Origin of the sequence: Mediterraneibacter sp. ICN-202921, from assembly GCF_037890075.1 — a bacterium.
GTDB classification, from domain to species: domain Bacteria; phylum Bacillota; class Clostridia; order Lachnospirales; family Lachnospiraceae; genus Mediterraneibacter; species Mediterraneibacter massiliensis.
Map to the genome: position 1 here is coordinate 25,700 of NZ_JBBKBE010000008.1, position 14,895 is coordinate 40,594.

Here is a 14,895-nt window from a genome sequence, read left to right on the forward strand (position 1 = left end):
TTTGTATTATAACATTGTTTCTCTGCTCCTACAATCCAATCTACAACTCGTTTTTATATGCCCTTTTAATAAACCACCATTCCATATCCCATAATGGAATCGGAACTGATGGCATAGTTTCTCTCTCTTACCGCATCCCCGGAGTTTCCTTCCACGGTATAAACAGTTGTCCCGTCACAGCGTTCCACAATACCCACATGGTCACACGTTCCATCATGATCCCAGTCGAAAAAGATGATTGCACCGGGACTCGGCATACTCCCTGCCCCCTGCCATCTTCCCTGATTTTGAAACCAGTTCTTTCCATCAGTGCAGAGAGAAAACTTTGGAACTGCCCCCCTTTGGATCAGTCCTGCCTGATCCGCGCACCAGGACACAAAGCATGCACACCATTCCTCCCGGCTGTCAAATCCATACCATGACCAGAACTTCTGACCGCCTTCATTTCCTAGCTGACTTTTCGCAATGGTAACAAGCTGTCCGTTTCCAAAGAGTCCGGCAAACAATCCGCCGCCGGAATAGTACCGCATCACATGAGGCACATACTCCGGATCTCCATAACCCGACCAGCCGTGGGCGGCAGCCTGCTCCTGAGAAAATTGCAACGCATTGGCTTCGCTGTAACCGCCAAATTTTTCCAATGCCCAAGAGATATACCCATTCCCGTAATTGTAGCCCTGCCAACTGAGTTTGAGCCTGTCTATATCCTGAGGGCTTTGGCATCCGGCTTCCCGGACACAATCCGCATAGTATTGTACCCCCACTTTGATAGAATAGTCTGCATCCTGAATCGCACCGGGGATATTGGGATACTGGGTGTTATACGGACACTCACTGGCCTGCATGGGATCTGTTCCCCTGCCTCCGCTTTCCTGCATCATAATGGCTTGGATTGCCGGGACATATTCCGGAATACCAAATTCATTGGCATACTTTTGAATGGCAGGCGTATGTGCCAGCACTTCTGCGCTTAAAGCCTCACTACTTTGGGAATTTCCCAAAAAGGCAGCACCGCCAATAATCCCTACAATCAAAATCAGAATAACAAGCACCGCACCACCGCCTGTCATCAATGCCGCAAACACAGCCTTCACTGCATGGGCAGCGGCTTCCGCCACAGCTTTTACTCCTTTCGCAGTTGTGTTGGCGGTCTTTGCACTTTGCCTGGCAGTCTGCACAGAACGCATGGCAGCCCGTTTCGCTTCCCTGGCTGCTTTCATGGATTTTAGTGCCTGTTTCTTCTGTAGGATTGCCTGGGTTTTCACTTTCTCTGAAGAAACCGGAGACGCTTTCACCACACGGGGCGCTGTTTTTACCGTCCGCTTGCCGGCTTCCTTGATACTTTTCTCTGCTTCCGGCTTGACCTTGATGCTTCTTCCGGCTTCTGTGCGCCCTTTCTTTGCCTTCCTCTGTCCTGACTGGGCAGACGTGCCACCCACTCCTGTTTCTCCGTCCACAGGGGCTGCAGCGGCGTCTCTCTGCTTTTGTTTCTGCCCTGTGAGCTTTTCACGGGTTTTCACTGCCAGCTTTTTTCCCCCACGATAGGCTGCGGAAGCACTTTCCTTTCCAGCCCGCTGTTCCACACGCTCTATCCGGTTTCCGGCATATTCTACCGGAGATTCCTCTCCCGTTTCTCTTCCGATCTTATCTGCCATGATACTGGACTTTTCTTTAGTTTCCAGCATGGCAGAACGCACCAGTTCTTTGGGTAGCCGGGAGGCAGGATTGCGGATCTTCGGACTTTGATCCCGCACTTTTTCTTTGATATCCTTCAATCACACACCTCCCATCTTCTGTAACGTTCTAGCGTTCCCTTCCCCGATTTTTTTGTTTCTTCCGTTGCTCTTCCAGTTTTTCCAGTTCCCTTACCGCTTCCTGCACCAATGGATGGTTGGCATAATAGGGAACGTAGGACAATAATTCCTTTCCTTTTTCTCCCGTGGCCAGTGGATATTCCCCCTCGTTATACAAAGGGTCGTCTGCATGGTGCAGGGCAAATTCCAAAGACGGGATCATCTGAGGGGAGCGTTTGCAAAACCTCTGGTAATGCCGGAATGCCTCTTTTAAAGAGGTGCATTCGATACGCTCTCCCATCCCAGGAAACTCCCCGCACTCGGATGCAAAAAAGGTAATGGTTGTTTCTTCTTTCATGGCTCTCACCTCCCAAACGGGTGTTGCCTAAGAAATCTCAGCGACACCCGAAAAGATATCTTTTTCACTAACGTTCACCAGGCTTCGTTGTCATCAAGCGGTACAGCTTCGTATTCTTCGGAAAACTGTTCTCAAAAGGCACTAGATTTCCGGAACACCGGATCAATCCTTTTCCTGCGCCTACATTGGTGATATAGGATAACTGGTTCTCAGAAATGTTCAAAAGGGATGCCAGTTCGTCCCGGTCTGTAGTGGCCTGATTCAAAAGGATCAAAAACTCACTGTTTGCCAGCATCAGCCTTGCCGTATCAGATTTCAAAAGTTCCTCCACGTTCTGCGTTAAACCTGTCACAAATCCCTGGTATTTACGGATCCTCTTGTAGAGCCGATAGAAAAAGTCGGCGCTATATTGATACCGGAACAACAGGTAAAACTCATCGGCAAAGATCCAGGTCGTCTTTCCTTTCTTCCAGTTCTGGATCACACGGTTGAAGATACTGTCCAAAGTAACCAGCATACCCAAAGGCATGAGTTGCTCTCCAAGTTCCCGGATGTCATAGGCAATGATACGGTTCTTCGTATTCACATTGGTTTTCTGTGCAAAGGTATTGAGACTTCCGTTGATAAACAGTTCCGAAGACAATGCAAGCCCTCTGGCTTCCTCTTCCGGCTGGAGCATGAGCTGGCGGTACAAATCTTTCAAGGTCGGTACTTCGCTCTGGTAACCGCTTCGGATATATTCCCGGTACACATCTGCGGTACAGCGGTCCAGAATGGATTTCTCTTTTGCCGACAGATTGCCAGCTCCTACCAGCTGTTCAAACAGGGACAAAATAAACTCCGACTTCTCAATCAGCGGATTCTTGTCATTGCCATAGGCAGAGTCCATATCCAGCGCATTCAGATGGGTGTTGGACGTTGCAGAAATGGAGATCACTTCCCCGTTCAGTGCTTCCACTAAGGAGCCAAATTCCGACTCCGGATCTAAGATCAGGATGTCATCTTCCGTAGACAGGGCAAGGTCCACGATCTCTTCTTTTGCTGAGAAACTTTTTCCCGAACCGCTGACACCCAGACGGAAGGAGTTTCCATTCAATAGCTTCCTTCGGTCTGCCACCAGCATGTTTTTGCTCACCGCATTCTGCCCATAATAAATACCGCCCGGCTGCATGATCTCCTGGGTATGGAAGGGGATCAGAACTGCGGTAGATTCTGTAGTCAGGGTACGCAGGGCATTGATCTTGCGGATGCCATAAGGCAGCACCGTATTCAGTCCGTCCACTTGCTGCCATTTCAAGGTTGCCATCTGGCACAGATGCTTTCTTGCCACCGACAGGATACTCTCCGTATCCGAATCCAACTGTTTTTTACTGTCTGCCATATGCACCATGGTAAGGATGCCAAACATCATCCGCTGGTCTCTGGTGGTCAAATCATCCAGCATTTCCTTGGTCTCTTTCCTCTGCAGCTCCATATCATAAGGCACGATGGCTGAAAAGTTATTATTGGCATTCTGGCGTCTCTGCCAGTTGGTCACGTTCGTCTCTACTCCCAGCAGACGGTTCTGGATCTCACGCACCGCTTCATCTGTCGGCACCGGAAGAATGTCAATGGACAGCATAAGATCCCGGCTCAAATCACACAGTTCTGAGATCATGTCATCCTTGACATAACTGGCATAATCCTGCATATACAGCACCCGTCCATACCGCTCATTGATCTTGAAACAGTCTTTAGAAAATTCCATGGACTGGGGACAGATCCAATCTTTAAAGCTACTTCCCCTTTTTGCAAACGCCTTCATATCAAAGGGAAAGCACTGGGGTTCCTCTGCCCGGAAAAAATCCCGGAAGATCTGTAACCTCTGTTCTGCATCCAGTTCTTCCCCAATGGAGGACAGCTTGCTTAAATGGGTGATGATATCTGTTCCCACACGTGCAAAATAGGTTCTTGCCTCATCGATGTTCTTTTTATGGACACTGACCGTCAGATACCGTTCCTGATAGATGCTGTTGTTGGTGCCGCTGACCTTGGACAACAGCATTTCGTTATATTCCTTTCGGTATTCATCCAGCCCGTCCTCTTTCATGGGCAACAGCAGGGAGGCTTCAAACTCTTCCTTATTAATCCTTCTGTTATTTAAGGTGATCTTCGCCGCTGCACCGGAATCTAAGGCATTTAACAGTTCACTATAATCCAAAAACATTTCCGTCTTATCTTCTTTGCTTGCGATGGCATAGTTGATATCCGAAAACCGGAAGGACTTGGAAAACTTTGTCCCGGACTGGAACACCCCATCCGGCCAGATCCGCTGGATGGGAATTGCCTGCTGGACAGACCTTGGGACTTTGAACTTCTCCCGGTCCATTTTCAATGCCTGCTGTAAGGTTTTAATCAAACGCACCACTCCTTCCTGATTTCTTTTTCTGCTTCATCTGTTTTTTCATTGCCCGCTGTTCCCGCTTTTTCATAAGAGCTGTGCCATCCCCCTGTGTCTTTTCTCCCAAGGCAAGGGTCTCTTCCATGCAGGCATGGTACAGATCCTCACTCTGAAACAGCAGCCGCTTTGGATATAAAAACTCGGACTTCAGATACGCCCAGGCAAACTGCTCCGCATTCATGCCATGGTATTGAAAGAACCCACAGGCTGCGAACGGAGCAGCACCAAGGATACATAGCCACCCGGTCATCTCCTGCCCTACATAGTCTCCCAGACCAAAATAAATCCCTACCGCCACAAGAATGGCAAGCAGGGAAAAAATACACTGCCGCAGGTTCAGCCCCATAAACATGGACTCCTGATAGTTGCGGATTTCTTTATTCATTTTTACTTCCATTTTTCTTGCTCTCTTTCTTTTTTCTATAATCCCATCATTTCCCGCACGATCCGGTCAGATGCTTTCACCGCACCCACCAGCACCAGCAGGTTGAACACCAATTCCCCTACATAGTTCCACACAATGGTCACTGCACTTAAGGACGTATCCCCAATGGCCGGCGGACTGGCAGAATAGACGGAAAAGATGATACAGGCCAGTGCAATGATCGCCCCTTCCAGACACACACCTGCATAGGACTTGATGAAGTTCTTTCCCACCGACTGGGAGGGTTCTCCCGCAAAGGTGGAAATGGGGATGGGCGCAATGGCAGTATACATATACAGCTTGAACATCCTTCCATATACCGTAAGGATCATGATAAAAGACAAAACCGTGATCAAAAGGCTTCCCAGCAGCGTCACGATCCACAAGGGAATGGATTCCAGCATCCCTACCGCTTCGATCTTTTCCACGATCTCTGCCGGAAGCTCTGTCACACCTCCGTCTGCCATTCCTGACTGTGCCATGATGGTCGATACGATCCCCTGTACAATGGAAAACAAGGCGGTCATCAATTCCATGCCATACATGATGGCGCCTTGTGCCAGTGCAAACCGGATAAAGGCTTTGAGGGCATGTTCCGGCTTTTTCATGTCTGTAAAACTGCCACAGGTCTTTACGATCCCGGCTGCAAAAAACAGTACTAAAAGTCCATACCCAATGGCAGTCAGTGCCCCGTTGATTCCTGTTATGACACTCCAGATCGTCCCGCCCTTAAAGGATTCCGGGCTTTGGGTAAGAAGTGTCCAGATTTCTGCCAGCTTCTCATTCCAGGTGTTCAGTGCAGAGTTTAAGTTCTGCACGATCCAGTTATCACTCAAACAGTCTCACCTCCTTTGCCGGGGCAGGAAGATGTCCTCCCTGCCCGCTTCTGTCTCTTCCCGCTACCCAACAATCAGGTCCAGAATCTCTTTTGCAAAGGTGATGATGACACCGCCTGCCAGTGTCAGAAACCCGTTGGCTCTCTGACTGGGATCGTGGCTCTTTAAACTAAGTCCCACCTGTACCACACCAAATCCCAATAAGATCAGACCAATGGCTCGGATCAGGGAAAAGATAAAGGTGGACAGGTTATTGATGACTGCCAGCGGATCCCCGGCGGCAAGCACCGGGACTGCCCCTACGGTCATGGACAATACCAGCGCCACATAAAGGGCAAAGGGATATTTTGGTCCTTTCCCCATGGACATCGGTGCAGTAGTATGGTTTGCTGTTTGCTTCTTTGGCATTTCATTTCGTTTCTTCAATAGCATTCCTCCAATCAAAAAGACTGCTCCCCACCGAGGATTTCCTCAGCTGAGAGCAGTTCATAATCATCCAGTCTCCTGGTATCAATGGTTACATCTTCATGGGACAGAGGTGCTTTCGCATAATCATAAGGAGGCGCACCGCCATCCTCCGTATATTTCACATTCACATGCTTGTGCAGATCATACTTCTCATCCAAAATGGGACGTTCCCCACGCACCAACAATACTGCCTTCCGATTATCCAAAAGGCGTACCTCGTCTGGTGTCAAAAGTTCCCTTCCGGACTGTTGGAAATTCACAGAATAACTGCCGCTCCTTCCTTTGGTCTGTCCGTAGGTATTGGTATCCAATGTCTCTTTTCCCAATAGTTCTGAGACATATTTATGCCCCTCTTTTTCATTGCCGCCTAAGTATAAAAACTCATCGCAATTTCCAATCAGACTTTCCCAGCTATCCTTAAACAAGGCTTTCATCTGGGCGATGTTCTGAATGATAATACTGCAGGAAATTGCGCGCGACCGCATAGTTGCCAGCAGCTTGTCAAAGTCATCGGGCAATGCCACGTTTGGCCACTCATCCATGATGCAGTGTACCGGAATGGGCAGTTTCCCATGGTATTTCCGGTCTGCCACATAGTAAAGAGTCTGAAAGAGATTGCTATAGATCATGCCCACCAAATAATTGAGGCTGGTATCTGCATCCGGGATACAACAAAACAATGCCACCTTTTTCTCTCCGATGCTGTAAAGATCCAGTTCATCGATACAGGTCAGATTGGCGATCTGTTTTAAATTGAACGCAGCCAGACGGACACCCACGGAAATTAAGATGGACTTGGCGGTTTTCCCAGCCGCCTGTTTGTAAATGGCATACTGCTTCACCGCAATGCTTTCCGGATTGCGCATCTCCAATCGTTCAAACAAAATATCCAAAGGTGACTGGTATTCCTCATCGTCCTCTTTCACCTGGGCAGAACCTAGCATTTCCATGATCATGGAGAAGTTCTGTTCCTCCGGCGGAGCTTCATGCAACAGATACAGCATCAACGCCTGCAACAAGGCAGTCTCACTTTTCTCCCAGAACGGATCCGAACTCTGCGCCCCTTTCGGGGTGGTGTTTCGGATCAGGTTGTTGATGAGTTTTAGCACATCCTTGTCATCCCGTACATAGGCAAAGGGATTATAACAAAAGGATGTTTCCGGGTTGATCAGGTCAAACACCCGCACCTCATATCCTTCCCGTTCCAACAGTCCTCCGGTTTTCCGAAGAAGCTCTCCCTTGGGATCAGTAACCACCATGGAACAGTTGCACTGCATGATGTTGACTACGGCATATGCCCGGCTTTTTCCCGCGCCGGAACCACCCACCACAAGGACGTTCAAATTTCGTTTGTGCTTATAGCAGTCCAATCCCATGCGGAAGTTTTGGGTTAAGATCAGATTCTGGGTGTACCGCTTATCCCGATAACGTTTGCAGATGGAAGCGGCATCGCCCCACTTGGCAGAGCCATGCTCCATCCCTCTTCGATAATTTCTCTTCTGGGAGCAATAAATACTGATGCCTAACACATAGGCAACTGTGAATGTGAATACACACCGCAACGTGTACGGTGTATAAGAAATGGAAAAAGGCTGATCCAGTTTTTCGGTCAGCACTTGTATGATTTGTAACAGATCGGTATCCGGCTCGATGGCACAGGCAGTGATCGCGCCTGCCCACCAGACAACAGGCAGAAACAACAGCCATACCCAAAGGTCAGAACGTTTCCATGCTATCTCTGCAGGCTTCGCTCCTTCTTCACTTTTTTATCTTTTGACACTTCCTTTGCTGGTCCGTCTACCCTATGAAAAGAATCTTCTCCGGGGATCAGGGCAAGGCTGCGCCCATTCTCCCAATGCATGTGGATCTGCCCAGCATCGTCAATAAATGCTACCGTTCCCTGTAATCCCGATGGCATTCCTACCTCATCCATAAAATCCAGGCAAAGTCTTGTTCCTTCAGGATACTGCTTTCGCAGCTGCTCCACTTGTTCTCGATTGTATATCCTCATAGACATCCCTCCCTTCTGCTACCAGAAGAAGTGCCTGCTGGTATTTGGTTTCATGACCTTTAAAATTACGCTGTCAATGCCATCACTGTACCTGCCCATGGCAAGATACTTGTCCCGCAGCCGGTTGAGGGCATTGCGAAGTTCCCGTTGTTCCTCGGTGGTGATGGGAAGCCTTTTCTCAGAAAGTTCATAGTCCCGGACTTTCTGCAGCATGGCTTCTGTAGCCGGACGAACCTCTCCCATCTGACTCTGGGCTGCCAGTTCATCTTTTAATGCCACCGTAAACATATTTTTCATGATGTTGTCCGTTTTTAAATAGTAATCTGCCATCTTCGGCACCTCCTTTGTTACACCCAACATACCACAAGAACCCTGCAATAGCTATCCCAACGGCGGAACTTTTTTAAGAACCTACCGCTCCGGCTGTTTCTCTTTTTTCTCCTTCTTCGGTGTCTGCTTTGGCGGTTCCTCAAAGGAAAAATCATCCTTAGAAAAAGTCTGCTCCTGTTCCCCGAAGTTCCGTTCCATATGGTTACGGATGGTATAGGCTGCCTGCCGTACATCATTTAAAAAGCCACGCAGCTCCTGAGAATCCTTCTGTCCATTTTCATTCATCTCTACCACTTTTCCAAACTGGAAACCGGACACGTCTGCCCCATACCGCTTGCCGATTACATAAGCGGCACAGTACGCCTGGGCATTTACCTTCTTCCTTACATAGCTGCCATCGTGCTGATCCAAAGCAGCACACGCCAGCTCCCGGTTTACTGCATGGAACGTGGTCATTTCATCCATTCCGTTGCGTACATAGACTGTGCGCTGTTTCGGGATATACTGTGCCTGGATACCCTCCGGCAGATTGTCTGCGATCTGCATCCGCACTGACTGGTCCTTTAACACTGCATGGATCAGTTCTTCCATCGGACGTTGTGGGCGTTCCTCCAACGGTTTTCCGCTCATCTGGCTGATGTCAAAACCTTTGCTGATGGTATAGCCTGTGCGCATCTCCCCATCTTTTTCGTATTCGGTGCTGACCATATAGGTATAGCCATGCACCCCGGATTTTGGGGAACGGTGTTCTTTTTTCCAGTAATCATAAGACTTGACTACCGTTGCTTGTGGATTCTGTCCATAGATCAACAGAAGGTTGGGCGTTTTCTGTGTGTTGCACTGTGCCATAAAATCCAGGAATCCTTTTAATGATTCTCCATTTTGGAACACCGCCTGTGCCTGGGTATCCACCTCTGCCCACACTTCTTCCCTCTGCTGTTTTTTCATGGCCGCATATTCTTCTTTTGACAGACGCTGCTCTGCCGCCTGTTCTTCCCCAGCTCCACCTGGGATCATATTCGTTAAATCCATATCACCTTACCTGCCTTTCACTTTTTTCTTCTTTCTCTGCTGGTTTCTTGGTTTTCTCCGACTCTTCTGTGTCTGCCTGCGCTGTTTCTGGTCGGCTTCGATCTTCTTTAGTTCCTGCCGGACAGAGGGTTTCTCTCCTTTCCAGCTAGTTTCCTGCCCGGAAAAAGAAGCGCTGCTGTGCGAGGAAGGTCCGGACAGATTCCCTGCCTTCTCCGCCTGGGTAAAATTTCTGTCAGGAGGGTAGATTTCCCCCACATCAAACAGATGCTCTTCTTCGTCTAATTCAAATTCAATGGTTCCTTCCGGCAGTACCACCTTTTCGGTCTTGACTGGAAACTCCTCCTTTCCTTCGGTTTTCTCGGTAAACTCTGCATCGATCACACGCTCTGCTTCCCGTACTGGCGCTTGCTCCACCACCGCTTCTCCGGCTTCGGATTTGACAAAGTCCAGATTCATCTTATCCAGCACCCGGTTCACCTTTGCTGCATCATCGGCAAACACCATGATTTCCGCTGACTTGGGATTTTTCTTATCCCGGATGACCACATACAACAGTCCCCTGGATTTGGCTTCCCCGGCAAACTCCCGCAGCCTGTCATGGGGAATGGTAAAAAACTTCATTGCCCGCTGTTCCTTTAACATCCGAAGCAGGTTGGTTTTTCCCCTGGTCTTTTTCTGATCCTTCATGACTGCTACGATCAGTACTGCCAGATTTTTTGCAATGCTCCCGCTGATCCGCAGCGTATGTTCCATGCCTTCCATAGAATACCGGACAATCTGATCTGCCGCATCACCGCCATAATTCATACGCTCTCACCTCCTTACCGATTCCGTTCTGCTTCTTTCCGCTGTTTCCCGGACACCTCCTGTATCTGCTCCTGTTCTTTTGCATGCCTTAACCGTTCCTCCAGCTCTTTAGACTGCACTTCTATCTGCCGGCTTAACCGAATTTTCTTCCGAAGTTCTTTTAATTCCCCATTGATGTCCTGAATACGCATACATCCCGGTTCTTTCCGGTATAATTCCCTGCGCTCCTTCATCAGACAAAGTATCTGCTCTTCCAATGGCTTCCGGTAAGCTACCAGTTCTTCCCTGGTGGTAATCCCTTCCTTTTGAAGAAATTCCATCTGGCAGATCCTTTGCTCCAGCCTTCGGATATCGGAACGTACTGCATAGGGGACTCGCTTCAGTCTCTTTGGGAATATCCCCATCTGATATAAATAGGAGTAATAGAGTTTCTGCAAGCCTGTAAGTTTCTTTTTTGGAATCTGCACCTGCGTTTTTCCATACACCTGCCGGATCTTTGGACGCAGGATCTTCTCCCGGATCTCTGCCTCCCCATAGCCTTTTCCCAAAGAGCGCAGGCGCACATATCGCTCCATCCCCGGTGTTTTTAATGCCGGGTACTTCCGGTTCAGTTTCCACGTATAGCCCCGCTTCTCCATTTCTTTTACAAACTGACTCCAGGAAAAACTCATTTCAATGGCTTCCCAGATATCCATGCGAATCGCTGTCCTCCAGGTAGGTCTTCCTTCCGCTTCTGCTTTCCATTGGGCATAGTGCATGGCTTTTCCCTGATTCGTCTGAATCACAGAAAGACCATATTTTTTGCATAACTGGTCGGAAATCTGACGCACTTCGGTAAAATAACTTTTGGCATTGCTGTGGTATTTTCTCCCATCCACCATACTCACCGAATTCCATACCAGATGGTTATGGTAATGACTGGTATTCAAATGGGTCGTGATCACCACCTCATACTGTCCTTTCAAAAGCTGCTCTGCCAGCTCCTGTCCAATGAGATGTGCCAGTTCCGGGGACACTTCCCCTTCCGCAAAACTTTGTACTAGATGATATCCCTGCACTCCCTCTTTTTTATGAAAACGCTCTTTGGTCTTTACCATATCCGCATAGGCAGTTTCACAGGTACACCCCATAGCATTCTCAAAAATGGTCTGCTCTGTTTTTTCCCGGTTGAATGCATAATCAATGGCTTCTTCCAAGGAGCCGGCACTTTTGGTGGTCTTTGTCCGGTCTTTCACATAATCAATGGAACGGTCCAGGCGGTGGACGGGGAGGACGCTGGTATATGCCATCTACCATTCCTCTTTCACCAGATGCCAGGTCTCTTTGGAAATCCGGAGCATTTCCTGTACGCTGGTTTCTCCTGCCATCCCGGTTCCATTGGCAACATGAGCCAGCTGGTTCGCATTGTTACAAAGCCCCGCAATCTTTCTCAGAAGTTCTGCATGATGCTCACAGGGCTTGGTCTGCAGCTGTGCGCCTAAAATTAGAGACCGCAAGAATTCTTCCCTGCTTAATCCACTCTTTGCTACCTGACCGTCCAGATGCCGAAGTTCCTTTGCATTTAATCGTACCGGAACCACATGGTTTCGTTTTCTCATTCGACCACCTACCTTTTTCTTTTATGCTGTCTGTAAAGGATACACCTGGATTCCTCTGCGCTCCATCTGCCAGAGGAATTCCCCAATCTCCCAGACCTGCCCATTCACATCCACCTGCTTTTCATCTACAAAGCGGCAGAGCCCAATCTCTTTTGTTCCATCCTCTGCCATCATGCAAAGGTTTTCCCCATCCAAAAGGGAGAACTGTTCTGTCCCTTCCATATCCCGGAAATGGATTGTTTTCCGTTCTCCCTCCTTTTGTCTGCGTATCCGCATCTGCTCCATCTGCTGATCTTCTCTCTTTCCTGCAACTACACAGCACATCAGTCCAATACCAAAGGCTGCGCCTGCCATTGCTCCAAGAGTTACTCCTGCAAAAAACATATTTCTTCTCTCCTTTCTCGACTGCCGGGGGATTGGGGTTCTCCCCAAAGTGCGTTTGGATATCCAAACGCTATGCTTGCAAAACCAGTTCCATCGATTAAAATCGACTCCCCTATAAAATCGATTACGATTCATTTTCTTTGATCTTGATCAAACCATCCAATGTAGTGCAGATGATATGCAGTCGGTCAGCAGTGCTGATATCTGTATTCATTGTTCCGGTCACTTCTTTTCCACAGACCACTACCATCCGGCACCGTTTTAAGATCAAGTGGGACATCCGGTTATATGCCTGTTGATCCTCCGCTTCCCCTTCATCCAAAAATGGCAGAAACCCAAACCTCGGACAAATCGGTACATACCCCAGCTCATAAATCTTCCGGCAGTATTTCTGCACCTTCACCCTGCTTTCTTCTGCCGGACAGCACACATACGCCATCGCCTGTTCCATCGCCTCACTCCTTTCCTGCATCCATGTGGATGCACCTTTCTTCTTCTGAAATAAATTTGGACATCCATGTGGATGCCCTTGTTATTTCTCGCTTTCTTCTTTTTCCTTTGCTTCCAGTGCAAACTTCACCCGGTCACTTCCCAGCTTATAATAAGCATCCGTTACCTCGATGCCCACTGCCTCATATCCTTCCTCTACGGCTGCAAGGATGGTTGTCCCTGCTCCGGCAAAAGGATCTAAGATCCTTCCACCTGGCTCGCAGATCTGGATCACATCTTTCATAAGCTGCAAAGGCTTCTCTGTCACATGGATACGGTTCTGGGGATTTCCATAACGGAACACACCGGGAAGACAGGACACCGGACGGCTGATAGGCATTGGTCCGTTACTGCCCCACACAATATATTCAGCCTGCTGGCGGAAACGCCCTTTTTGCGGACGGGAGTTTCCTTTATCCCACACCGCAGTCCCTCTCCAGATCCAACCTGCCCACTGAAGGGCATCGGTAATGGACGGGTATTGTCTCCAGTCAATAAAAAGACAGATAGGAGCTCCGATCTTGCAGGCCTTCCGCACATCATAAAGCCACTCTGCCATCCAGTGTGTCCAGGAACGCTGGTCTTTGTTATCCCCATCAAAATCCGGCAGGGCATTTTCAGCCTTCATACTGCTGTATTTCTGATTGGTAGTACGGTTTCTTTCATTCTGCTTCGTTCCCCCGGACGCATACGGCGGATCGGTGATCACTGCATCAAAAATTCCCGGCTGAAATGCCTTCACCAGTTTCAGCGTATCTCCATGCAAGATCGTCCACTTCTCCCCTCTGGTATATTCCTCCGGGTATGTTCCTTCTTTCAACAAGTTCCCTAACTGCAGGGTATTCTCCATAGGCATCATCCTTTCTTATCAGCGCTCTGGCTGTTTCTTCTGTTTTACTTTTTTCTTACTTTCATTTACTTTACGAATGGAATCACCTCCTCTAAAAACCAACAGGTCTTGTGTCTGATTCTCCACACTCCGGTTTGGCAGAACGTTCCCTTTTACCAATACTTTCCCACATACATTTCCATAAACCTGGCTATCACCAAGGATCAAAGGTGCATATCCCGTTTTCCAGGACGCCGCAACCTGTGCAGTTCCTTGAATCCGAACTCTGTCCCAAATCTCACCACTCTGGATACGGCAAGTTCCCTCTGCGACACTTGTTTGATACATCACTGCGTCTCCCGTAACCAATGCATTTCCCTTGGCAACAGACTCCTGAAACAATGCTGCACTTCTTTCCACAACCGCATGTTCACAACAGATTGCCTGGTCATAGAGCCAGCAGGTTCCTTCCTGAGAAAGATTTTGCTCATGTTCCACAAATCCACCCCAGGCTCCTTTAGGAACCTCTTCATTGATATTTACCAACGCCCGGATTCTATGAAGCCATGGGAATTGCGGATGGGCTAGGGATGTGATTTCATATTTCTTCTGCGTTTCGCATTGGACTTCTTTTTGAGAGAACTTTTCTTTCGTATCTACTGAAAAATCAAGAACGACTTCTCCTTCCTCTACGGAATGGCTGCGAAGATGAGGGGTGTCAAAGATTCCCACTTCGTACTGCATGCTGAGAAAGTTCTGGACTGCTTCCAACTCCTTCGGTGTCAGAGGTTCTTTTAATGCAAGACTGGCACAAACATACAAACCTTCTTGCTCTTTTTTCACCTGGACATCGAGGTTCTTTACCTTTTCTTTTACAGAATCATCTGCAGCATAGCGTTCCATCAAATTAAATGGTGCCGCATTTTTTCTGTAATACAATTTTTCCTGTTCCAACGCCTCCTGTACCGTTGTTTCATAAAGGAGAAGGTCTGATTTTTTCAAGTCTATCGATTCCCCTTTTTCTGTAACAAACCATCCATTCACAGGACTCCATAATTGCAGTCTTTTCTCCATGCACCCTCCCTTATCATTGGCT

The 14,895-nt window shown here is 48.4% G+C and carries 17 protein-coding genes; all 17 read right to left on the minus strand.

Features of this window, described 5'->3' with window-relative positions:
- Positions 1 to 65: 65 nt before the first annotated feature.
- Positions 66 to 1,775 (minus strand): lysozyme family protein, encoded by a 1,710-nt coding sequence (locus WKT01_RS08255; RefSeq protein WP_340311985.1) that lies wholly within the window; start codon positions 1,773 to 1,775, stop codon positions 66 to 68.
- 28 nt (positions 1,776 to 1,803) lie between these two features.
- Complete coding sequence (locus WKT01_RS08260) at positions 1,804 to 2,151, minus strand: hypothetical protein (RefSeq protein ID WP_340311987.1); 348 nt, start codon at positions 2,149 to 2,151, stop codon at positions 1,804 to 1,806.
- A gap of 67 nt (positions 2,152 to 2,218) precedes the next feature.
- Complete coding sequence (locus WKT01_RS08265) at positions 2,219 to 4,549, minus strand: VirB4-like conjugal transfer ATPase, CD1110 family (RefSeq protein ID WP_379705112.1); 2,331 nt, start codon at positions 4,547 to 4,549, stop codon at positions 2,219 to 2,221.
- Positions 4,542 to 4,988 (minus strand): PrgI family protein, encoded by a 447-nt coding sequence (locus WKT01_RS08270; protein WP_173791173.1) that lies wholly within the window; start codon positions 4,986 to 4,988, stop codon positions 4,542 to 4,544. Before WKT01_RS08270 ends, WKT01_RS08265 begins: the two co-directional genes overlap by 8 nt.
- 23 nt (positions 4,989 to 5,011) lie before the next feature.
- Complete coding sequence (locus WKT01_RS08275; RefSeq protein WP_340311991.1) at positions 5,012 to 5,851, minus strand: hypothetical protein; 840 nt, start codon at positions 5,849 to 5,851, stop codon at positions 5,012 to 5,014.
- A gap of 63 nt (positions 5,852 to 5,914) precedes the next feature.
- Positions 5,915 to 6,283 carry a glutamyl-tRNA amidotransferase gene (locus tag WKT01_RS08280; RefSeq protein WP_173791244.1) on the minus strand — a complete coding sequence of 123 codons (369 nt, stop codon included), beginning with the start codon at positions 6,281 to 6,283 and terminating at the stop codon, positions 5,915 to 5,917.
- An 8-nt stretch (positions 6,284 to 6,291) separates the two neighbouring features.
- Complete coding sequence (locus tag WKT01_RS08285) at positions 6,292 to 8,019, minus strand: VirD4-like conjugal transfer protein, CD1115 family (protein ID WP_445299690.1); 1,728 nt, start codon at positions 8,017 to 8,019, stop codon at positions 6,292 to 6,294.
- 32 nt (positions 8,020 to 8,051) lie between these two features.
- Complete coding sequence (locus WKT01_RS08290) at positions 8,052 to 8,330, minus strand: DUF4314 domain-containing protein (protein ID WP_340311992.1); 279 nt, start codon at positions 8,328 to 8,330, stop codon at positions 8,052 to 8,054.
- Positions 8,331 to 8,348: 18 nt separating this feature from the next.
- A complete protein-coding gene (locus WKT01_RS08295; protein ID WP_340311993.1) occupies positions 8,349 to 8,660 on the minus strand; it encodes a hypothetical protein in 312 nt (103 codons plus the stop codon).
- Between the two features lie 81 nt (positions 8,661 to 8,741).
- Positions 8,742 to 9,692, minus strand: a complete 951-nt coding sequence (locus tag WKT01_RS08300; RefSeq protein WP_340311995.1) for an ArdC-like ssDNA-binding domain-containing protein — start codon at positions 9,690 to 9,692, stop codon at positions 8,742 to 8,744.
- 6 nt (positions 9,693 to 9,698) lie between these two features.
- A complete protein-coding gene (locus WKT01_RS08305) occupies positions 9,699 to 10,499 on the minus strand; it encodes a PcfB family protein (protein WP_340311996.1) in 801 nt (266 codons plus the stop codon).
- A 14-nt stretch (positions 10,500 to 10,513) separates the two neighbouring features.
- Positions 10,514 to 11,788, minus strand: a complete 1,275-nt coding sequence (locus tag WKT01_RS08310; protein ID WP_340311997.1) for a relaxase/mobilization nuclease domain-containing protein — start codon at positions 11,786 to 11,788, stop codon at positions 10,514 to 10,516.
- Positions 11,789 to 12,097 (minus strand): plasmid mobilization protein, encoded by a 309-nt coding sequence (locus WKT01_RS08315; protein ID WP_340311998.1) that lies wholly within the window; start codon positions 12,095 to 12,097, stop codon positions 11,789 to 11,791.
- Between the two features lie 21 nt (positions 12,098 to 12,118).
- Positions 12,119 to 12,481 carry a DUF3789 domain-containing protein gene (locus WKT01_RS08320; protein ID WP_340312000.1) on the minus strand — a complete coding sequence of 121 codons (363 nt, stop codon included), beginning with the start codon at positions 12,479 to 12,481 and terminating at the stop codon, positions 12,119 to 12,121.
- A 124-nt stretch (positions 12,482 to 12,605) separates the two neighbouring features.
- A complete protein-coding gene (locus WKT01_RS08325) occupies positions 12,606 to 12,932 on the minus strand; it encodes a DUF7768 domain-containing protein (protein WP_340312002.1) in 327 nt (108 codons plus the stop codon).
- Between the two features lie 81 nt (positions 12,933 to 13,013).
- Positions 13,014 to 13,820, minus strand: a complete 807-nt coding sequence (locus tag WKT01_RS08330) for a DNA-methyltransferase (RefSeq protein ID WP_445299691.1) — start codon at positions 13,818 to 13,820, stop codon at positions 13,014 to 13,016.
- Between the two features lie 18 nt (positions 13,821 to 13,838).
- Positions 13,839 to 14,873, minus strand: coding sequence for a hypothetical protein (locus tag WKT01_RS08335; protein WP_340312005.1), 1,035 nt, complete (start codon positions 14,871 to 14,873; stop codon positions 13,839 to 13,841).
- Between the last annotated feature and the right edge of the window lie 22 nt (positions 14,874 to 14,895).